16 protein-coding genes (1 of these 16 only partly in view) are annotated in these 19387 nt (G+C 60.6%); 12 read left to right on the top strand and 4 right to left on the bottom strand.

The genetic code is table 11. The features are described 5' to 3' along the window. Positions 1 to 42: 42 nt before the first annotated feature. Complete coding sequence (locus tag D8780_RS10540) at positions 43 to 213, top strand: Flp family type IVb pilin (protein ID WP_199699592.1); 171 nt, start codon at positions 43 to 45, stop codon at positions 211 to 213. Here D8780_RS10540 and D8780_RS10535 read toward each other — a convergent pair whose 3' ends face one another. Further along, complete coding sequence (locus D8780_RS10535; protein WP_121645544.1) at positions 214 to 1047, bottom strand: methyltransferase domain-containing protein; 834 nt, start codon at positions 1045 to 1047, stop codon at positions 214 to 216. It lies immediately after the preceding gene. 117 nt (positions 1048 to 1164) lie between these two features. On the opposite strand from D8780_RS10535, the gene D8780_RS10530 reads away from it, so the two are divergent. From D8780_RS10530 to D8780_RS10515, 4 genes are all read left to right on the top strand, one after another. Then, positions 1165 to 2007 carry a ComF family protein gene (locus D8780_RS10530; RefSeq protein WP_245412322.1) on the top strand — a complete coding sequence of 281 codons (843 nt, stop codon included), beginning with the start codon at positions 1165 to 1167 and terminating at the stop codon, positions 2005 to 2007. A 76-nt stretch (positions 2008 to 2083) separates the two neighbouring features. After that, positions 2084 to 2356 carry a glutaredoxin 3 gene (gene grxC / locus D8780_RS10525; RefSeq protein WP_121645543.1) on the top strand — a complete coding sequence of 91 codons (273 nt, stop codon included), beginning with the start codon at positions 2084 to 2086 and terminating at the stop codon, positions 2354 to 2356. Beyond that, a complete protein-coding gene (locus D8780_RS10520) occupies positions 2353 to 3186 on the top strand; it encodes a carbon-nitrogen hydrolase family protein (RefSeq protein ID WP_121645542.1) in 834 nt (277 codons plus the stop codon). The genes grxC and D8780_RS10520 overlap by 4 nt, the downstream gene beginning before the upstream one ends. 6 nt (positions 3187 to 3192) lie before the next feature. Further along, positions 3193 to 3648 carry a DUF1178 family protein gene (locus D8780_RS10515; RefSeq protein WP_121645541.1) on the top strand — a complete coding sequence of 152 codons (456 nt, stop codon included), beginning with the start codon at positions 3193 to 3195 and terminating at the stop codon, positions 3646 to 3648. A gap of 6 nt (positions 3649 to 3654) precedes the next feature. On the opposite strand, the gene ubiG is transcribed toward D8780_RS10515, so the two are convergent. Then, positions 3655 to 4401, bottom strand: coding sequence for a bifunctional 2-polyprenyl-6-hydroxyphenol methylase/3-demethylubiquinol 3-O-methyltransferase UbiG (ubiG, locus tag D8780_RS10510; RefSeq protein ID WP_121645540.1), 747 nt, complete (start codon positions 4399 to 4401; stop codon positions 3655 to 3657). Positions 4402 to 4614: 213 nt separating this feature from the next. Between ubiG and D8780_RS10505 the strand changes: the two genes are divergently transcribed. The 6 genes from D8780_RS10505 to clpB all read left to right on the top strand — a co-directional run bounded on the left by D8780_RS10505 (position 4615) and on the right by clpB (position 14139). Then, entirely contained in the window at positions 4615 to 5889 is a 1275-nt protein-coding gene (locus D8780_RS10505; RefSeq protein ID WP_121645539.1) for an aspartate kinase, read from the top strand. Between the two features lie 75 nt (positions 5890 to 5964). After that, positions 5965 to 8226, top strand: coding sequence for a phosphoenolpyruvate--protein phosphotransferase (gene ptsP / locus D8780_RS10500; protein ID WP_121645538.1), 2262 nt, complete (start codon positions 5965 to 5967; stop codon positions 8224 to 8226). Positions 8227 to 8230: 4 nt separating this feature from the next. Further along, the gene (gene prfA, locus D8780_RS10495; protein ID WP_121645537.1) at positions 8231 to 9304 is read left to right on the top strand and encodes a peptide chain release factor 1; all 1074 of its coding nucleotides are present in this window, start codon (positions 8231 to 8233) and stop codon (positions 9302 to 9304) included. After that, complete coding sequence (gene prmC, locus D8780_RS10490) at positions 9301 to 10167, top strand: peptide chain release factor N(5)-glutamine methyltransferase (protein ID WP_121645536.1); 867 nt, start codon at positions 9301 to 9303, stop codon at positions 10165 to 10167. Before prfA ends, prmC begins: the two co-directional genes overlap by 4 nt. A 323-nt stretch (positions 10168 to 10490) precedes the next feature. Further along, positions 10491 to 11252 carry a DUF4167 domain-containing protein gene (locus D8780_RS10485; protein ID WP_121645535.1) on the top strand — a complete coding sequence of 254 codons (762 nt, stop codon included), beginning with the start codon at positions 10491 to 10493 and terminating at the stop codon, positions 11250 to 11252. Between the two features lie 283 nt (positions 11253 to 11535). After that, entirely contained in the window at positions 11536 to 14139 is a 2604-nt protein-coding gene (gene clpB, locus D8780_RS10480; RefSeq protein WP_121645534.1) for an ATP-dependent chaperone ClpB, read from the top strand. A 55-nt stretch (positions 14140 to 14194) separates the two neighbouring features. Here clpB and D8780_RS10475 read toward each other — a convergent pair whose 3' ends face one another. After that, on the bottom strand, positions 14195 to 16210 hold the full coding sequence (locus tag D8780_RS10475; RefSeq protein WP_121645533.1) for a putative bifunctional diguanylate cyclase/phosphodiesterase: 2016 nt from the start codon (positions 16208 to 16210) through the stop codon (positions 14195 to 14197). A gap of 244 nt (positions 16211 to 16454) precedes the next feature. Here D8780_RS10475 and D8780_RS10470 point away from each other — a divergent pair, with 244 nt between their 5' ends. Continuing rightward, positions 16455 to 17834: a L,D-transpeptidase gene (locus D8780_RS10470; RefSeq protein ID WP_121645532.1), complete on the top strand. Its 1380-nt coding sequence runs from the start codon at positions 16455 to 16457 to the stop codon at positions 17832 to 17834. A gap of 68 nt (positions 17835 to 17902) precedes the next feature. Here D8780_RS10470 and D8780_RS10465 read toward each other — a convergent pair whose 3' ends face one another. Next, positions 17903 to 19387, bottom strand: the 3' portion of a protein-coding gene (locus D8780_RS10465; RefSeq protein WP_121646518.1) for a M23 family metallopeptidase. Its footprint extends 468 nt past the window's final position; only the last 1485 of its 1953 coding nucleotides appear in the window; its start codon lies off the right edge, out of view; it ends in the stop codon at positions 17903 to 17905.

Here is a 19387-nt window from a genome sequence, read left to right as displayed (position 1 = left end):
CGCCCTCTCCGACTGCTACCCGGCAAGGCGGGAAGGACCAAGATGATCGAATTGCTACGCAATTTCCTCGGTAACAGCCAAGGCGCTACGATCATCGAATATGGTCTGCTCTGCGCTTTGCTTGCGGTGGCCCTCTTTCTGACACTTCAGACCAGCGGCGGGCGGGCGCTCTCCATCATGATGTCGGTGTCTTCCTCCATCAGTGGTATGTGATCACTCACCGTCCAGTTCGCCCAGCGCGCTCGCAAGGCTGACCTTTGCCGAACCCGGCTTCAGAGGTTTCTGCTGGCTGCTGTCGGGCGCCCAGCCACTCAGCCAGATGATCTCGAACACGGCACGGACCCGTCCGTCCTCATCGCCATTGCGCTGCTGATAGATTTCGGCTGCCCGGCCGAGAAGCGTGCGCGTCACCCCCTGTCTACTGCGCTTGGCCAGCGCATTGGTGGCACCCATCGCGCGTAAATCGAGCATCAGATTGAAAAGGCTATCATAGCGAACCGTGGTGGTTTCCCTGTCGATGACAGGCAAGGCGAAGCCGGTGTGTTGGAGGAGGGCGCCCGCATCGCGTAGCGCGATGGCCGGATGCACCCGAGGGCTGGCGCCTCCCTTCTGTTCCGTTTCTGCAATGAGAAGCGCTTCGCGTAGTCCGCCCAGGCTCTCACCGCCGACAAAGGCCCCTAGAAAAAGACCGTCGGGCCGAAGGGCGCGCCTGCAACTGGCGAGATAGGCTGCCGGATCGGAGACGTCCTGAAGATCAAGGAAGGACACGATAAGGTCCGTCGTTTGTTCGCCTAGACGTGCGGGATCGTCGCCGGTGAACTCGATGGCTTCGATCGATTTCGATCCGTGGCCATGTTGCTTCAGGACCGCTGCCAGATCGACGGATGCTCTATCTCCAAGCAGTTTCACCTCGTCGAAGGTTCGTATGACGGTCGCGAGGCGTTCATCGAGATCGTCCAACACAAGCCTGGCAAGAAAGTCGGCGCCCTCTACTGCCATCGCGTCGGCGCGTTTCCGTCGGGCGCGGACCTGATGGCTGTCGAACATGCTTGGAGTCTCCGATGATTGCCGCGCATCGACGATGATGCGAAACTCTGTCGGCTCTAGCTAGAGGCGCGAAGGCTCGGTCGCAAGACGGCCCTGCCTTTCGGCCCGGAGGAGACGATGAAAGATCATCCCGATGTGTGGCTGCCGGTCGATGGGACCGCCGACCTCCCCTGCGGCGAACCGATGGAGCGGAAACCATCGGCGGCGAAGCAGCTAAGTCGCGTTGTCATCCGGGTGGGTGATGGGCTTACCCGCATGCTCTTCCCTCCGGCCTGTCTGGAGTGCGGAAGGGAGGTCAGCGCGCCGGGCACCTTCTGTGCGGGGTGCTGGCCACAGCTGCGCGCCATCGAGACCCCGCTTTGTCCTGTGCTCGGTACGCCCTTTTCGGTCGAGATGGGAGGCGGGATCGTGTCCGCCGAAGCCCTGGCGGCTCCGCCGGTCTTTGAGCGGGCGCGCGCTGCGGTGGTGCATGACGGGCCGGCGCGAGGCCTGGTATCGGCCCTGAAATATCGGGATCGGACCGATCTGGCACGATGGATGGCTGCATGGATGGTGCGTGCGGGAGATGAACTGCTCGCGGACTGTCAGTTGATCGTGGCCGTGCCCCTGCATCGCCGGCGGCTTCTTGGCCGGCGTTTCAATCAGAGTGCGGAACTGGCGCGCGCCATTGCGAATCAGAGCGGCAATCCCTTCCATCCCGAACTCCTCGTTCGCAGACGCGCGACGCCAAGGCAGGTCGGGCTTACCCGCGGCCAACGTCGTGAGAATGTGCGGGGTGCATTCATTGTGCCGGACGCAGCTCTCCCTCTACTGTCGGGGCGGAAGGTGCTGCTGATCGACGATGTCTACACCACCGGCGCAACTGTGACGGCGGCCAGCCGGGCGGTTCTGAGGGGCGGGGCGGGCAGTGTGGACGTTCTCACCTTCTCGCGGGTCCTGCCGGAGGGGCGGGTGGCTTGAATGCTACCCTTTGGCGTGAAGGCAAGGCGACCTATATGCGGTGCGAAAATAATTCGACCATTCCCAGGAGTTCGCAATGCCGCAGATCGATATCTACACCCGTCAGTTTTGCGGCTATTCCACCCGCGCCGTACGCCTTTTGAAAAGCAAGGGCGTCGCCTTCGAAGAGATCGACGTGACGGAGCATCCAGAACGTCGATCGGAAATGATCCAGCGCGCCGGCGGCGCATCGACCTATCCGCAGGTGTTTGTCGGTGATCGCCATCTCGGAGGAAGCGACGACATTCATGCCCTGGATCGTCAGGGCAAGCTCGATCCCATCCTGAAAGGCGAAGACGCTTCGTCATGACCGTATTGACTGCCGCCTGCGTGCAGATGCGATCGGGCCGGGATCCGCAGGACAATTTGCGGGATTTTGACCAAATGGTGCGCCAAGCGGCCGGGCAGGGGGCTCATTATGTTCAGACGCCCGAAATGACGGGCATGCTGGAACGGAGCCGTGACAGCCTTTTGCAAAAGGTTCGTGCCGAGCAGAGCGATCCGCTTGTCGCGCAAGCTGCGGGCCTGGCCGCTGAACTGTCGATCCATCTGCATATCGGTTCGACGGCTATTTTGCTCGATGACGGGAAGGTCGCCAATCGAGCTTTTCTCTTCGGGCCGGACGGGTCGCTTCTGGCTCGCTATGACAAAATCCACATGTTCGACGTCGATCTGGCCGATGGCGAGAGCTGGCGGGAATCACGGACCTATAGCCCCGGCGAGGCAGCGGTGGTGGCGAAAACAGCGCTCGGTACGATCGGGCTTTCGGTTTGCTACGATCTGCGCTTTCCGCATCTCTTTAAAACGCAGGCGCAGGCCGGCGCCGATATTCTCACCGTGCCCGCAGCCTTCACCAGGCAGACGGGTGAGAAGCACTGGCATACGTTGCTGCGCGCCCGCGCCATCGAAAACGGCGCGTTCGTCATTGCTGCAGCCCAGGGCGGACAGCACGAGGATGGGCGAGAAACCTATGGCCACTCGCTCATTGTCGCGCCCGATGGAGCTATCATTGCCGATGCGGGACACGATGAGCCTTGCGTCCTCATGGCAGATATCGATATGAGCGCCGTTGCCGCGCAGCGAGCGGCCATTCCCAATCTTAGCAATGGCAGGGATTTCACCCTCCAGGTGACCGGCTGAACATCGATGATTCATTACGCTCTGCGCTGTATCGACGGACATGATTTCGACGGATGGTTTCGCTCTTCGGACGATTTCGACTCGCAAAACAGCAAGGGCTTTGTCAGTTGCCCGTTCTGTCATTCGACATCGGTAACGAAGTCCCTGATGGCACCGGCAGTGAAGGCGACTAAGAAGAGTCAGGCCTTGGCGGCCGCTTCGCCTGAACCGCAGTCGGTCGGCCTCGTCCCGGACAGTCCCCAAGCCGAGATGATGCGCAAGATGGCGGAGATGGTCCGCGAGATGAAATCCGGCGCCACCAATGTGGGCGAAAACTTCGCCGAGGAGGCGCGGCGCATCCACTTTGGCGAAGCGGAAGAACGGAAGATCTACGGTTCTGCCAAGTCCGAAGACGTCAAATCGCTCCTGGAGGACGGCGTGCCCGTCCTTCCGATACCGGATATTCCTGAAGACCAGAATTGACTACTTTTATTCCGGCCGTTCGTAGAGAACCATATAATTGACGTCTGTGTCGCGACTCGGCTCCCAGCGGTCGGCGAGAGGACTGTAGACGACGCCGGTGATCTCCCGGCGCAGCAATCCCCGATCGGAAAGCGGGCCGTGGATTTCCATGGGCCGCACAAGTTTCTCATAGGAGTGGGTGCCCTTGGGCAGCCAGCGAAGGACGTATTCCGCGCCGACGATTGCCAGCGCATAGGCCTTCATCGTTCGGTTGATCGTGGCAACGAACATCAGGCCGCCCGGCTTCACCATCTCCGCGCAGCGCCTCAGATAGAGGTCGACATTGGCGACGTGTTCGACCACTTCCATGTTGAGAATGACGTCGAACTGCTCTCCCGCATCGGCCAGCGCTTCGGCGGTCGTCGCCCGATAGTCGATGTCGAGGCCCGTTTGTTCGGCGTGGATGCTTGCCACCTTGATATTGGTTTCCGAGGCGTCCGCCCCGACAACTTCGGCACCAAGCCGCCGCATCGGCTCGCTCAGGAGGCCGCCGCCACAACCAATATCCAGAAAGCGCAAGCCTTCGAATGGCTTTTCCGCATTCAGGTCGCGGCCGAACTGGCGGCCTACCTCGTCGCGGATATAGCGCAAGCGGACCGGGTTGAACTTGTGAAGCGGACGAAACTTGCCCGTCGGGTTCCACCATTCCGCCGCTAGCGAAGAGAAGTGGTCGATTTCGGCCGAGTCGATGGTCGTGGCGCTTGTCGCATTCATTCTACGCATCCTGTGCTTGTCAGCAGTGACATCGGGAAGTCGTGGCTGCAAGTCAAGCCGTCGACCTTGCTTCGAAGGCCCCTTTTGGCTATGGAACCGCGGATCGCGCCGGCCTGCCCACCGGCGCGCTTTCACGTGGGGCGGCGTCTGAAGGGGGATATGGCCCGACGCTGCCTGCCGGCACCCTGATACAAAGGGAGAGTACCGCTCGCCATGGCGCGCATTGTAATGAAATTTGGAGGCACGTCGGTTGCCGATCTCGATCGTATTCATGTGGTTGCACGCCATGTGAAACGGGAGGTCGATGCTGGCCATGAGGTGGCTGTCGTGGTCTCGGCAATGGCCGGCAAGACCAACGAACTTGTCGGCTGGGTCGAGAAGATGCCGAAAGTCGCCGGTGCAGACGCTTCCTTTTACGATGCGCGCGAATATGACGCCGTTGTCGCCTCGGGCGAACAGGTGACAAGCGGTCTGCTCGCCATTGCTCTTCAGTCGATGGGTGTCGATGCACGATCCTGGCAAGGCTGGCAGATCGCTCTGAAGACCGATAATGCCCATGGCGCCGCGCGTATCGACTCGATCGAAGGCGCGCGGCTGATGGAACGCATGAGCCAGGGTCAGGTTGCTGTTGTCGCCGGATTTCAGGGCATCGGTCCCGATGGCCGAATCGCCACGCTTGGACGCGGCGGTTCGGACACGTCGGCGGTCGCGATTGCCGCGGCGGTCAAGGCCGATCGCTGCGATATCTACACTGACGTAGACGGTGTCTATACGACCGATCCGAGGATCGAGCCGCGGGCCCGCCGTCTGCCGAAAGTGACTTTCGAAGAAATGCTGGAAATGGCCAGCCTCGGCGCCAAGGTACTACAGGTGCGGTCGGTCGAACTCGCGATGACACAGGGCGTGCGGACCTTCGTGCGTTCGTCCTTCGAAGACCCCGATGCGCCCGGAATGGGCGATTTCGATAACCCGCCAGGAACGCTGATTTGCGACGAGGATGAGATCGTGGAACAGGAAACGGTAACCGGTATTGCCTACGCCAAGGACGAGGCCCAGATCTCTCTGCGGCGCGTCGCCGACCGGCCAGGCGTCTCGGCTGGCATTTTCGGCCCCCTGGCCGAAGCCAATATCAATGTCGACATGATCGTGCAGAATATCTCGGAAGATGGCGCGACCACCGATATCACCTTCACCGTGCCGTCAGGCGATCTGGAACGCGCCGTCAAAATCCTGTCCGACGCGAAGGAAACGGTGGGCTTCGACGCCATTCAAAGCGAGGGCGGCCTGACCAAGGTTTCCGTGATCGGTATCGGTATGCGCAGTCATACCGGTGTCGCGGCAACATCTTTCAAGGCGATGGCCGGACGTAATATCAATATTCGAGCGATCACCACGTCCGAGATCAAGATTTCGATCCTGATTGACGGGGCCTACACGGAGCTTGCGGTGCGTACGCTGCATGCGGCCTACGGTCTGGACGGTAAGTAAACATCGATCTCGGCTCGCCAAGTCGAGCCGGATCATCGACGGCTGACAAGGCGCTAGCAGGAGGGGAGAAAAGTCATGACAGACTTTGCGGTCGGCCCCAGGGTCCTGCTTCGCCGTCTGCGCGAACTGATGGCCGAGCCTCTGGACGCGCAGACGCGGCTCGACCGGATTGTGGCGGAAATCGCCCGCAACATGGTGGCCGAAGTCTGCTCGCTTTACGTGCTGCGCGCCGACGAAGTGCTCGAGCTCTATGCGACCGAGGGCCTTAATCCGTCGGCGGTCCACTTGGCGTCGCTTCGCGTCGGTCACGGCTTGGTCGGCACCATCGCAGCGACAGCCCGTACACTGAACCTGCCGGAAGCCGAAAAACACCCCGCCTTCCGCTACCTGCCGGAAACCGGCGAGGAGGCATTTTCATCCTTCTTGGGCGTGCCAGTGCTGCGCGCCGGACGTACGCTTGGCGTTCTGACCGTCCAGAACAAGACGAAGCGTGTCTATCGCGAGGAAGAACTGGAAGCGCTGCAGACGGTTTCGATGGTGCTTGCCGAGATGATGGCGAGTGGCGATCTGGCCAATCTGTCCCGGGCCGGTATCGAACTGGACATGCGTCGTCCTGCGACCTTCGAAGGCGTGGGGATCTCGGACGGGGTCGGTCTCGGCTATGTGGTGCTGCACGAGCCACGCATCGTTGTCACCAATCTCTTTGCTGAAGATGTCGATATCGAATCGGGCCGGCTGCACGATGCGCTGGGCCATTTGCGCGTTTCCATCGATGACATGCTGAACCGCGAGGAAATCGCGGCTGACGGCGAACACAGGGCCGTGCTGGAAGCCTATCGCATGTTCGCCCACGATACGGGCTGGGTCAGGCGACTCGAAGAAGCGGTTCAGAACGGGCTGACGGCAGAGGGCGCCGTCGAGAAGGTTCAGAACGATACGCGTGCGCGAATGATCCATGTCACGGATCCCTATATCCGCGAGCGCATGAACGATTTCGACGATCTGGCGAACCGCCTGCTGCGCCAGCTTGTCGGCGGGGGACGTGAAGAACTTCTGGCGGCTGACGACAACGTCATTGTCGCGCGCACCATGGGCGCCGCCGAGTTGCTGGATTATCCGCGCGATCGCATTCGTGGTCTCGTCCTGGAGGATGGCGCGATCACCAGCCATATCTCGATCGTGGCGCGGGCCATGGGAATCCCCGTGACCGGTCAGACGCGCGGCGTCGTGTCGATGAGTGAGAACGGGGATGCGATCATCGTCGATGGCGATGAGGGCCGCGTGCATCTGCGTCCGCCGGCGGACCTGGAAAGCCTTTATGCGGAGAAGGTTCGCTTCCGCGCCAAGCGACAGGAATTGTATCAGGCGCTGCTCGACAAGCCGGCCCGCACCGTCGACGGCGTCGACATTCGACTCATGATGAATGCTGGCCTCGTGGTCGACATGTCGCAGCTTGAAGCATGCGGCGCCGATGGAATTGGCCTGTTCCGTACGGAACTCCAGTTCATGGTCGCTTCGACCTTTCCCCGGGCCGACCGCCAGGAAGAGCTTTATCGCGAGGTGATCGACAAGGCTGATGGCAAGTCGATTCTCTTCCGCACACTCGATATTGGTGGCGACAAGGTGCTGCCTTACTTCCGCAACGCTCCGAATGAAGAAAACCCCGCCATGGGCTGGCGCGCCATTCGTCTGACGCTGGACCGGGCCGGGCTTTTCCGGACGCAGATCCGTGCGCTGCTGCGGGCGGCCCGAGGGCAGAAGCTTTCACTCATGCTTCCCATGGTGACCGAGGCGTCCGAAATCGAACAGGCACGGGACCTTATCGAGCGGGAGAAGAGCCATCTGGAGCGTCATGGCTATGGGCTGCCTTCGGAAATTTCCGTCGGAATCATGCTGGAAGTGCCTTCGCTGATCTGGCAGCTCGACCGCTTGAAGGGTCTGGTCGACTTCATTTCCGTTGGTTCGAACGATTTGTTCCAGTTCATCATGGCGACCGATCGCGGCAACCCGGTCGTGGGTGATCGCTTCGACGTGCTGTCATGCACCTTTCTGAGGGCTTTGCGCCATATTGTCCGCGATTGTGAACGCCTGTCCATTCCGCTTTCCCTGTGCGGGGAGATGGCGTCCCGGCCGTTGACCGCCCTCGCGCTTGTCGGCATCGGTTTTCGTACGCTTTCGATGAGTGCCGCCTCGATCGGTCCGGTGAAGGCCTGTCTGCGGGATGTCCGTCTCGACGATCTGACGGAGCGGTTGAACACGGCGATCGATCACGCGGAAAGGCAGGATATCCGGGCGTTTCTGAAGGATTACGCCAATGAGAGCGGGTTGACGCTGTAGGATCATGACGGAGAGCCTTCCCACCGCCCGCCTCGATGCTGTCGAGAAACGTTTCCAGATGCTGGAGGCGGAACTGGCCGCCGGCCCCGCGCCCGAGCGATATGGCAAGGCGGCGGCGGATTACGCCGAGCTGGAGCCGGTCGTCGCGGCGATCCGCCAGCTTCGCGAGGTGGAGCAGGAGCGCAAGGGGATCGATGAATTGCTGGCCGACGCGGGCAGCGATGGCGAGATGCGCCGCATGGCCGACGCCGAGGCGAATACACTCGACAACAAAATCGAGGCGCTGACGAATGACCTCCGGCTGCAGATGTTGCCGAAGGACGAAGCGGATGCGCGCAATGTCATCCTTGAAATCCGCGCGGGAACGGGTGGGGACGAGGCCGCGCTCTTCGCCGGCGATCTCTTTCGCATGTATGAGCGTTACGCAGCCGAGCAGGGGTGGAAGGTTGCGATCGACTCCGTGTCGGAAGGCGAGGCCGGCGGATACAAGGAGATTATCGCCGAGGTATCCGGCCGTGGCGTCTTTGCAAAGATGAAATTCGAATCCGGCGTTCATCGCGTGCAGCGTGTGCCCGCCACCGAGGCCGGCGGACGCATCCACACCTCCGCCGCAACCGTTGCCGTCCTGCCGCAGGCCGAAGAGGTGGATGTCGAGATCAACGACAATGATATCCGTATCGATACGATGCGCTCCTCCGGGGCCGGCGGCCAGCACGTCAACACAACGGACAGCGCCGTTCGAATTACGCACTTGCCGACCGGGATCGTGGTCACGCAGTCGGAGAAGAGCCAGCACCAGAACCGTGCCCGCGCCATGCAGATCCTACGCGCGCGTCTTTATGACGCCAAACGCAGCCAGGCGGATGCGGAGCGGAGCGAATCGCGGCGGGCGCAGGTCGGCTCGGGCGACCGTTCGGAGCGGATTCGTACCTATAACTTTCCGCAGGGCAGAGTGACGGATCACCGCATCAATCTGACCCTCTACAAGCTTGATCGGGTGATCCAGGGCGAACTGGATGAACTGATCGACGCGCTGATCGCCGATCACCAGGCGGCGCTGCTGGCAGAAATGACATGAAGCTGCAGGCGCTGCTGACGGCGGTGCGCGGTATCATCAGTGATGCGGATATCGTGAATGCCGCCGACGAGGCGAGAAAGCTCGTTCTCGGGACCTTGCAGCTCGACACGGCCGAATGGATCTCTGATCCCAATCGCGATGTGAAAGAGACGGCGTGCCAGGAGGTGATGGACCGCGCCCATGCACGGGCTTCCGGCGTGCCGATCCATCGGATTCTCGGCTGGCGGGAATTTCACGGCCTCCATCTTGCGCTTTCGCCGGATACGCTCGAACCCCGGAATGACACCGAGGCACTGGTTGAACTCGCACTATCGGCTTTGGATAGCATCGATGATCACGATCAGGCGCCGACGGTCCTTGATCTCGGCACGGGCACGGGGGCCATTGCCTTGGCACTGCTCGCAGAACGCGAAGATCTGAGAGCCTTGGGTGTCGATCTCAGCGCGGGCGCGCTTGAGACGGCAATGCGCAATGCCGGGACGAATGGGCTGGAGGAGCGCTTTTCGACAGTTCAGTCCAACTGGTTTTCGAATGTCCGCGGCCATTTTTCCCTGATCGTTTCCAATCCGCCCTATATCGAGAGCCGAATCATCGGCGAGCTTGACGAAGAGGTGCGTCGGCACGATCCGCACCTTGCGCTCGACGGCGGCGGTGACGGGCTCGATGCGTATCGCGCGATCGCAAAGGACGCCGCCGGATATCTTGATCCGGAGGGTGCCGTCGTGGTCGAGATCGGCATCGGTCAGCAGGCCGATGTCGCTGCGATCTTTGCGGCGCGCGGGTTCGATTGCCTCGAAACCCGTCCTGATCTGAATGGCGTGCTGCGCGCTATGCTGTTCAAAACAACGCGAAAAGAGGGCTAAATGCCCTTGGGGCTTGGCAAAGTCCGAAAAAGTGATTAAGTTCGAGGCACCGGATGAATGAAGCACGTCGCTTCTGCCGTCTCCGGCTTTCAAAGCGCAAGCAGGAATGAAGACGGCGGTTTCGTCGGCAATCGCGACTTATACGCGTTGCAAGGCTGGGGGCTTCCGGCGAGAGACCCGAGAGTAACGGATCAACAGACTGTCGGATGCGCTGTGTCGGACAGTTGCCATGGCTTGACGCGCGGCTTCGCCGTTGCGGCAGCGAAGGCCGGCAAAGGCCGGTTCCCATCCCGATGTAGGATGAATTCAAAGAAGAGTTATCGATGAGGCCAAACCAGCAAAACCGCCGCAATCGTGGGCGGAATAATAGTGGTGGCAATAATCGCAAGGGTCCCAATCCCCTTTCGCGTAGTTATGAGAGTAACGGCCCTGACGTGAAGATTCGCGGTTCTGCCCAGCAGATCGCGGATAAATACGCAGCCCTGGCGCGGGACGCTACGTCCTCGGGCGATCGGGTGATGGCCGAAAACTATTTCCAGCATGCGGAACATTATAACCGCATCATCGCCGGAGCGATGGCCGCCAATGCGGAAGCGCAACGCCAGCGCGATGCGCAGCGCGAGTCCGAATCGGCCAATAGCGATGATGAGGATAATGAGGACGATCGTCCCGAGATCCGCAACGAATCGTCCGATGACAAGCCGAGACGCGGACGCGGCGAAAACCGTCGCAACCGCCGCGATGATCGTGCGGACAATGACGATGGGTCGGATAGCTCCGATGATGACGATAATTCGGACGCCGATGACAATGCGCCTGCGCAGCCAGCGGCCGCACAATCACCGGCCGAGATAGCCGCCGAGGCCGATCGCCGTGGCGCCAAAAAGTCGGACTCTGAGGAAGAGGCGCCCAAGCCGCGCCGGACCCGCCGCAAGAAGGCGGAGACGGAAGCCGAAGCCGAGCCGGATGGCGAGACGAAGGTCCGCCGGACCCGTCGCCCGCGCCGTTCGGCTCAGAGCGACGAAAGCGCGTCTCCGGAAGGCAAGGATGAGGGCGGAGATCTGCCGCTTGCGGCCAATAGCTGATCGCTCCTGTCCGACCGGCAGATGATTTGATAAGCCGTGGCGTCCGCGCCGCGGCTTTTTCTATTCGAGTCGTCTTAAGCTGCTTTCGTAACCGGTTTGGCGCTCTGCCGCGTTTCGCTGACGGGGCACTCGGTGAGGGGATATAAAAGCGCTGAGCGACGCTTGGAATTGGCTTTCTCCACACCCATATCAGTCTTGAAACCGGAAGCGCCTTCAAGGGCTTCCAGTCATTCATCTGCCGAGCCGGCGCCATAAGGGCCGGGGAGGGGAAGGAGACCGAAAAATGAATATGGAAAAATACACCGAGCGTGTGCGGGGTTTCGTGCAGGCTGCGCAGACGGCTGCGATTACACGTAATAATCAGCAGCTTCTGCCCGAACATCTCCTGAAAGTGCTGGTCGATGACGAGGAAGGCTTTGCCACCTCGCTGATCGATCGCGCCGGGGGCGATTCCAAAGCCGTGCGCATGGCTGTCGACGCCGCTTTGAACGCTCTGCCGCAGGTCGAGGGCTCGGGCGCTTCGCTCTATATGAGCCAGCCGCTCGCCAAGGTTCTGGCGACGGCGGAAGAACTTGCGAAGAAGGGCGGTGACAGCTTCGTCACGGTCGAGCGGCTTCTCACTGCGCTTGCGGTCGAGAAGAGTGCGAAGACGGCCGATATGCTCAAAAAGGCCGGCGTCACTCCGATTGCCTTGAACAAGGCGATCGAGGAAGTACGTCAGGGCCGCACCGCTGACAGCGCATCCGCCGAACAGGCTTATGACGCTCTGAAGAAATATGCGCGCGATCTGACGGAAGACGCCAAGGCGGGCCGGCTCGATCCGGTCATCGGCCGTGACGACGAGATTCGCCGTACCATTCAGGTGCTGAGCCGCCGCACGAAGAACAATCCCGTTCTCATCGGCGAGCCGGGTGTCGGTAAGACAGCCATTGCCGAAGGGCTTGCACTGCGCATCGTTAGTGGCGACGTGCCGGAGAGTCTCCGCGACAAGCGGCTGCTCGCACTCGACATGGGCGCCTTGATTGCCGGCGCGAAATATCGCGGCGAGTTCGAGGAGCGGCTGAAGGCCGTTCTTTCGGAAGTGCAGGCCGCTCATGGTCAGATCGTGCTGTTTATCGACGAGATGCATACGCTTGTCGGAGCCGGTAAGGCTGACGGCGCGATGGATGCGTCGAATCTTTTGAAGCCGGCTCTGGCGCGCGGCGAACTTCACTGTGTCGGCGCCACGACGCTCGATGAGTATCGCAAGCATGTCGAGAAGGACGCAGCTCTGGCGCGCCGCTTCCAGCCCGTTTTCGTCAACGAGCCCACGGTGGAAGATACAGTCTCGATCCTGCGTGGCTTGAAGGAAAAATACGAACAGCACCATAAGGTGCGTGTCTCGGATTCGGCTCTGGTTGCCGCAGCTACGCTCTCGAACCGCTACATCACGGACCGGTTCCTGCCGGACAAGGCCATTGACCTCGTCGATGAGGGGGCTTCGCGCCTTCGCATGCAGGTCGACAGCAAGCCGGAAGCCCTGGACGAGATCGACCGGCGCATCATGCAGTTGAAGATCGAGCGTGAAGCGTTGAAGAAGGAAACGGACGCGGCGTCCAAGGATCGCCTCTCCAAGCTGGAGAAGGAACTCTCCGATCTGGAAGAGGAGAGCGATTCCCTGACGAGCGCCTGGATGGCCGAGAAGGAGAAGCTGGGTCTTGCCGCCGATCTGAAGCGCCAACTCGACGAAGCTCGGAACGATCTTGCGATCGCCCAGCGCTCCGGCGAATTCCAGAAGGCGGGCGAACTGGCTTATGGTCGTATCCCGGACCTGGAGCGTAAGCTCGCCGAAGCCGAAGCGCGCGAAGGCGACACCAGTTCGATGGTCGAGGAGACGGTGACGCCGGATCATGTCGCCGCCGTCGTCTCCCGCTGGACCGGTATTCCGGTCGACCGGATGCTGGAAGGCGAGCGTGACAAGCTGCTGCGCATGGAAGACGAGATCGCCAAGCGCGTCGTCGGCCAGGGCGAGGCGGTGCAGGCGGTCTCCAAAGCCGTGCGGCGTGCTCGCGCGGGATTGCAGGATATCAACCGGCCGATCGGCAGCTTCATGTTCCTCGGCCCGACGGGTGTCGGCAAGACGGAACTGACCAAGGCGCTGGCGAACTTCCTGTTCGATGATGAAAGCGCGATGGTGCGCATCGACATGAGCGAGTTCATGGAGAAGCATTCCGTCGCGCGGCTGATCGGCGCGCCTCCCGGCTATGTCGGCTATGATGAAGGCGGTGTCCTGACCGAGGCAGTGCGGCGCCGGCCCTATCAGGTCGTGCTGTTCGACGAGGTGGAAAAAGCCCATCCCGACGTCTTCAACGTGCTGCTGCAGGTGCTGGACGATGGCCGGCTGACCGATAGCCAGGGACGAACCGTGGACTTCCGCAACACGCTGATCATCATGACCAGCAATCTAGGAGCGGAATTTCTCGTCAATCTCGGCGAGGATCAGGATGTCGACGAGGCTCGCGATCAGGTGATGGGTGTGGTTCGATCCGCGTTCCGCCCGGAATTTCTGAACCGGATCGACGAGGTCATTCTTTTCCATCGGCTTCGCCGAGCGGATATGGGTGCAATCGTCAAGATTCAGCTGGAGCGGCTGGAGAAGCTTCTGGCCGATCGCAAGATCCGTCTCGAGCTGGGCGAGGACGCCATCGAATGGCTGGCCGAGAAGGGGTACGACCCCGCTTATGGCGCAAGGCCGTTGAAAAGGGTGATGCAGAAGGAACTGCAGGATCCGCTCGCCGAGAAGATTCTCATGGGCGATATCTTCGACGGCGCTCGCGTAAAAGTTGGCGCTGGCTCCGACAGGCTGGTTTTCACGACCAGTGATGCGGCAAAGCAGGAAGCCGCGTGATTGCGCGAATGGAATGGATGAGAAGATGGGCCGCCTTCAAAAGGCGGCCCTTTTTTCAGGTCAATTGGTCATCGTCCGCTGTCTTCGCTTCTGCGGGCGGGCTAGAGATATCGTCAGCGCCCGCGGCCTTTCCGGCGAGGACTTGCGAAATGTGCTCTTTGACACGTTTGCCTGCCATGGGCGCGGCGTAGAAATAGCCCTGAATCTCGTCGCACCCTGCCTGTATCGCCAGGGTCCGCTGCGCTTCCGTCTCGACGCCTTCGGCGGTGACACGCAGCCGCATCGTGCGTCCAAGGGCTGCTATCGTATCGAGAATGTAGTTTACCGTCGTGCTCTGATCGATCTGCGAAACGACCGAGCGATCGACCTTGAGTTTGTCGAAAGGGAAGCGCCAGAGTGAATTCAGGCTGGAATAGCCCGTTCCGAAATCATCCATCGCGATCTGTACGCCGAGCTTCTTCAGTTCATGCAATTGCCGCTCGATCGAGGGCACGTCATGGTCCTGGATGAACATGCTCTCGGTGATTTCGAGCTCAAGGCGTTGCGGATTAAGGCCCGAGGATTCCAACGCATTCCTGACAACATCGACCAGACCTTTTTCAAACTGCTGAACCGACAGATTGACCGCGAGGTAAAGGTCGTCTGGCCATTCAACCGCATCGCGGCAAGACTGTTCGAGGATGAGGGCACCAAGGCGGGGCATAAGGCGCAGTTCTTCCGCCAGTGGAATGAAAATATAGGGAGAGACATACCCGCCTTCGCCGTCCTGTAGCCGCGCCAGAGCTTCAAAGCCGCAAAGCCGCCCGGTCTTGGCCTCGTGCTGAGGTTGGTAAAACACTTCCAGCGTTTCGTTTTCGATTGCCTCCACAAGCCGGCTTCGTAAGAGCTGCCGAGAGCGGACCAAGTCCTCCATCTCAGGTTCGAAGATAGCGACCTGATCCTTCCCTTCGCCTTTGGCGTGGTAAAGCGCCGCATCTGCCCGTGACAGGACGATGTCTTCCGTTTCGGTACCGACCATGCTGTCGAGAAGGTAGGTGCCGACGCTGGTGCTGAGCCGGATTTCTACATTGCCGACCTGCCTGATCTCACGGACGGAGGCGACCATGCGGCTGGCGAAATCGATCGCCTGCTGTCGGTTGTCAACATTCGCCTGAATGGCCACGAACTCATCGCCCCCCAGACGAGCGAGCAGGTCCTCCGACCGGATATTGCGAAGCAGGACGTCCGCAACGGTCCTAAGAAGTTCGTCACCGATGCCATGGCCGTGGCGGTCATTGATGTTCTTGAAGCCATCAAGATCGATCATGTGAATGGCGATGCCCGGATCGCTCTTCCGTTTGCCTGCAATCCGCTCCTGAAGCGTCGCGACGAAGACATCTCTGTTGTGGAGCCCGGTCAGGACGTCATGTCTTGCGAGGTGATGGGCGCGATCGTTCGCACTCTGCTCCCGGCGCATCAGCCAGGCCGTATAAAGAACATGCAGAATTGCGACGATGCAAAGTGAGAGGGTCAGCCAGAGACTGGGATAGAGCGTATTCAGTAGAACAGACCGGCTTTCGGTCTGGTCGACATAGACCTCCGCGAAGCCCGCAATCTCTCCTGATCGGTACAGCGGGACAAATCCTTCTGCATAATAGGCCGGCAGGTCGGATCCCGGCTCTCCTTCGTCGAGTCGAATGTAGGGTTCGCCTTCAAACAGACGCGACGCTGCAGTGGGGGCGTGGGCGGTGAGAGATTCGCTAGGGCCTGTTTCTCCTTCGGAGGAGAAAACCAGCTCTCCATCCAAATCGAAAAACTTGAATCGGAAGACACTTCCCTCATTGGCGATCAGCGTCAGGGATCGTTGTTCCTGGTCGGAAAGTTCCGCACCGGAAAGAAGGGTGTTCGTCAAATTCTCCTGAAGGACGAAGGCGTCCGCCCACTGCCTGGCGGTATATTGCCCGTGCGCGTCCAGAAGCCTGTCGATCGAACGATAGGAATAGAGCGCCTCAAAGGTGAAAATGGCCAATATAGCCAGAAGGAAGCCATTCTTCAGAAAAAAGGACGGTTTATGTCTCCAGCTCTCTCTCATGAAGACCCTGTCAATCTGTGATAATATACCTAATTTAGAAATACATAACGTAAATTTTTCTTAACAGCGGGACAGCTTGTTTCATCACCGCTAGCGAATCCTTTTCGGCGCAGAGAACAATTACATCGATTGTGAGTTATCGAAGTTGCTGATTTGAGCGGTCAAAATCTGGCGCCGCCAGACATTTTCATGCTCAGTTCATATTAATTTGGCTATGATTCCCGGAGAAATCGGAGTCCGAACAATGCGCATACCTCTCTTCCTTCTTGCCGCTAGCGCGATCCCTCTGGCGCTGATGATGCCAGCAGCGCAGGCGCAGATACCGGCCGATGTCGTTATCGGCCGAAACGGGGAGCGCATCTTTCTCGATCCGGCCACCGGAGAGGTCCTGACTGTCCAGCCGCCATCCGATGTCCGGGAACTTCCACCCGAGCCCTATTACGACGCGCCCACCGACCAGAACTGGCAAAGGCTGGATCGGGAATCGGAGATTCGCGATATCATTCGCTCCGAACGACAGGCTGAACGCGAGCGGCGTGAAATGCGCGAAGCCATGCGCGCGGAAAGGGAGCAGGCCGAACAGCGTCTGCGCCAGCGGCGTGGAACGGTGGCCGATCAGGTACCGGTCGTTCCCGAGCCCAACGAGAGCGAGCCGGTGCAGGATCCGCAGCCCTTGCCTTCCGATATGGCCTCTACCCAAGACCCGGCAGATGCCGGTCTGCCCGACGCAGTCGACGATCCGACAGTGGAAGCGCCAAAAGCGTCGGCGGACCTGCCGCTTGGCAAAATGACGGTCGCGAAGGCGCAGATTCTGCTGGATCGCGTCGGCGCATCCCCGGGTGTGATCGACGGCGTTAAAGGGCAGAACATGCTCTATGCCATGGATAGCTGGCGAAAACTCACCGGCGAACTAGTCGATTTTACCAATGAGGAGGCGATTGACGCGGCCCTCGCGGAGCGGGGCGGTGATGCCTTCGAGGACTACACGATTACGGCCGAAGATGTCGCCGGTCCTTACGTCGCTGCTATACCCAGCGATTACGGTGAAAAGGCTGCAATGCCCGGGATGCGCTACACCTCGGCGAAGGAAGCCATCGCCGAGCGTTTCCATATGGATGAGGATTTTCTCGTCGCACTCAATCCCGGCATCGATTTCGACCGGCAGGGACAAACGATACGGGTAGCCAATACCGGTTCCGCGACATCCGGAAAGGTCGCGAGGATCGTCGCAGACAAAGGGCGGGAGCAGGTCGTCGCCTATGATTCCGCAGGCCGTCTCGTTGCAAGTTACCCCGCGACAATCGGCTCGTCCGATACGCCTTCGCCCTCCGGCACGGTCAAGGTCGAGCGGATCGCGTTCAATCCGAACTACACCTACGACCCGAACAAGAACTTCAAGCAGGGCGAGAACGATAAGATCCTGACAATTCCGCCGGGGCCGAACGGCCCTGTCGGCTCCATCTGGATCGCATTGTCGAAGCCGACTTACGGCATTCATGGAACGCCGGAACCCAGCAAGATCGGCAAGACCGCCAGCCATGGCTGCGTCAGGCTCACAAACTGGGATGCGACGGAACTCGCCAAAATGGTCGAGCCAGGCACGGTGGTTCAGTTCGAGGAGTAAGACCGTCCGGTGCGGATGTTCGGGCGGCGGGGCGACGCGCTTTCGCCGCGTTGCTCGCCTGGGTTTGCCTAGTTGGTGGCCGCCGCGACCTGCTGCGATTCGCGCTGGCGGAGAATTGCCTCGATGCGCGATCGTTCCGTTGCGAACCGCGCCAGCTCATCTTCCTTCAGGACAAGGCCGTTCGGCAGTCGGACGCGCATCGGGTCCACCTTCGAGCCATTGACCATGACTTCGTAATGCAGGTGCGGGCCCGTGGAGAGGCCGGTGGAGCCGACATAGCCGATGATCTGGCCCTGGGTAACGCGCGCGCCCTGCTTTACGCCCTTGGCAATCGCACTCTGGTGGTTGTAGCTCGATTTGTACCCATTGGCATGGCGGATGACCGTTTGTCGGCCATAACCACCGGCCCAGCCCGCCTTTTCAATCACGCCGTTGCCCGACGCGATGATGGGTGTGCCCCGCGGGGCCGCCCAGTCGACACCACTATGCAGCCGGCTATAGCCCAATACGGGATGACGCCGCATGCCGAAGCCCGACGTAAACCGACCTTTCGGGCAGGGGTTGCGAAGCAGAAACTGACGAGCGGAGCGCCCCTCGGAGTCAAAGAAATCCGTCTCGCCATCCTGCGTGGTGAACCGGTAGAAGCCGCGCTCCTTGCCGTTCATGTCGACATTCACATAGAGCAGGACGCTGTCTTCCGAGGCCTCGCCATCCTCTTCGGGGTGCGAATAGAGAACGGTTATCCGGTCGTCCGGCTGGATCGGCGCCTGAAAGTCGACGTCAGCGGAGAGAATGCGGAGCAGTTCCCGCGTCATCTCACGCGACAGGCCTTCACCGCTCGTCGCCTGCCAGATGGCATCGTAGGCGGTCGGAAGATTGGTGCGGGTCGGCAAGGCCCGGGCCTGTGAAGAGCCTTCGGCGCTCGCATAGGCGAGTTCGAGAGTGGGCGTGCGGCTTGGCTCTTCCGCCGGCACATATTGCCGCCGATCGTCGAGCGCGACCGTGAGAATGTGGTCGCGGCCGTCATAGAGCGACATGCGGACGATGTGACTGTCGGAGCCGTCTTCTTCCAGCCCGACCCGAATAATGGAACCGGCCTTCAGTGTGTCGCCGCGAAGAAGGGTGGAAACGGCTTCAGACATGCCTTTCGCGTCGGCTCCGTCATAGCCCGACTGGGCCAGCAATGTGCCGATCGGTACCTCTTGCTCGGCCTTCAGGATGCTCTCGCTGAAACTCGGCCGGCCCATATGATCCTGATAGGCGATCGAGACATTCTCCGGAACGATCCGCGCATTGTCCGGAATGGCGCCGAGCAAGGCCTTGATCGGATCCGTCTCGCCGAAGCGTTGCGGATTGACGAAGGGGAGGGCCGCGACCTGTGTATCTCCTTCGGCGACCAGGAGGCCGCCCGTGTCGCGTACGACCGTCTCGACCTCTTCTACCGACAATTCCGAATCGGTGTCGTATTCACTTTTGCCCAGAGGAAAGTCCGAAAGTCGCAATGTCACGGCGTTCTCGATCTTTGCGCCGTAGATTTCGCCCGTCGGTTCGCT

Source organism: Notoacmeibacter ruber (assembly GCF_003668555.1).
Classification (GTDB): domain Bacteria; phylum Pseudomonadota; class Alphaproteobacteria; order Rhizobiales; family Rhizobiaceae; genus Notoacmeibacter; species Notoacmeibacter ruber.
This window is presented reverse-complemented; position numbering and strand designations above follow the sequence as displayed.

Coding starts and splice junctions, on each gene's coding strand:
- D8780_RS10540 (WP_199699592.1), top strand. CDS start 43: ATGATCGAATTGCTACGCAATTTCCTCGGTAACAGCCAAGGCGCTACG.
- D8780_RS10535 (WP_121645544.1), bottom strand. CDS start 1,047: ATGTTCGACAGCCATCAGGTCCGCGCCCGACGGAAACGCGCCGACGCG.
- D8780_RS10530 (WP_245412322.1), top strand. CDS start 1,165: ATGAAAGATCATCCCGATGTGTGGCTGCCGGTCGATGGGACCGCCGAC.
- grxC (WP_121645543.1), top strand. CDS start 2,084: ATGCCGCAGATCGATATCTACACCCGTCAGTTTTGCGGCTATTCCACC.
- D8780_RS10520 (WP_121645542.1), top strand. CDS start 2,353: ATGACCGTATTGACTGCCGCCTGCGTGCAGATGCGATCGGGCCGGGAT.
- D8780_RS10515 (WP_121645541.1), top strand. CDS start 3,193: ATGATTCATTACGCTCTGCGCTGTATCGACGGACATGATTTCGACGGA.
- ubiG (WP_121645540.1), bottom strand. CDS start 4,401: ATGAATGCGACAAGCGCCACGACCATCGACTCGGCCGAAATCGACCAC.
- D8780_RS10505 (WP_121645539.1), top strand. CDS start 4,615: ATGGCGCGCATTGTAATGAAATTTGGAGGCACGTCGGTTGCCGATCTC.
- ptsP (WP_121645538.1), top strand. CDS start 5,965: ATGACAGACTTTGCGGTCGGCCCCAGGGTCCTGCTTCGCCGTCTGCGC.
- prfA (WP_121645537.1), top strand. CDS start 8,231: ATGACGGAGAGCCTTCCCACCGCCCGCCTCGATGCTGTCGAGAAACGT.
- prmC (WP_121645536.1), top strand. CDS start 9,301: ATGAAGCTGCAGGCGCTGCTGACGGCGGTGCGCGGTATCATCAGTGAT.
- D8780_RS10485 (WP_121645535.1), top strand. CDS start 10,491: ATGAGGCCAAACCAGCAAAACCGCCGCAATCGTGGGCGGAATAATAGT.
- clpB (WP_121645534.1), top strand. CDS start 11,536: ATGAATATGGAAAAATACACCGAGCGTGTGCGGGGTTTCGTGCAGGCT.
- D8780_RS10475 (WP_121645533.1), bottom strand. CDS start 16,210: ATGAGAGAGAGCTGGAGACATAAACCGTCCTTTTTTCTGAAGAATGGC.
- D8780_RS10470 (WP_121645532.1), top strand. CDS start 16,455: ATGCGCATACCTCTCTTCCTTCTTGCCGCTAGCGCGATCCCTCTGGCG.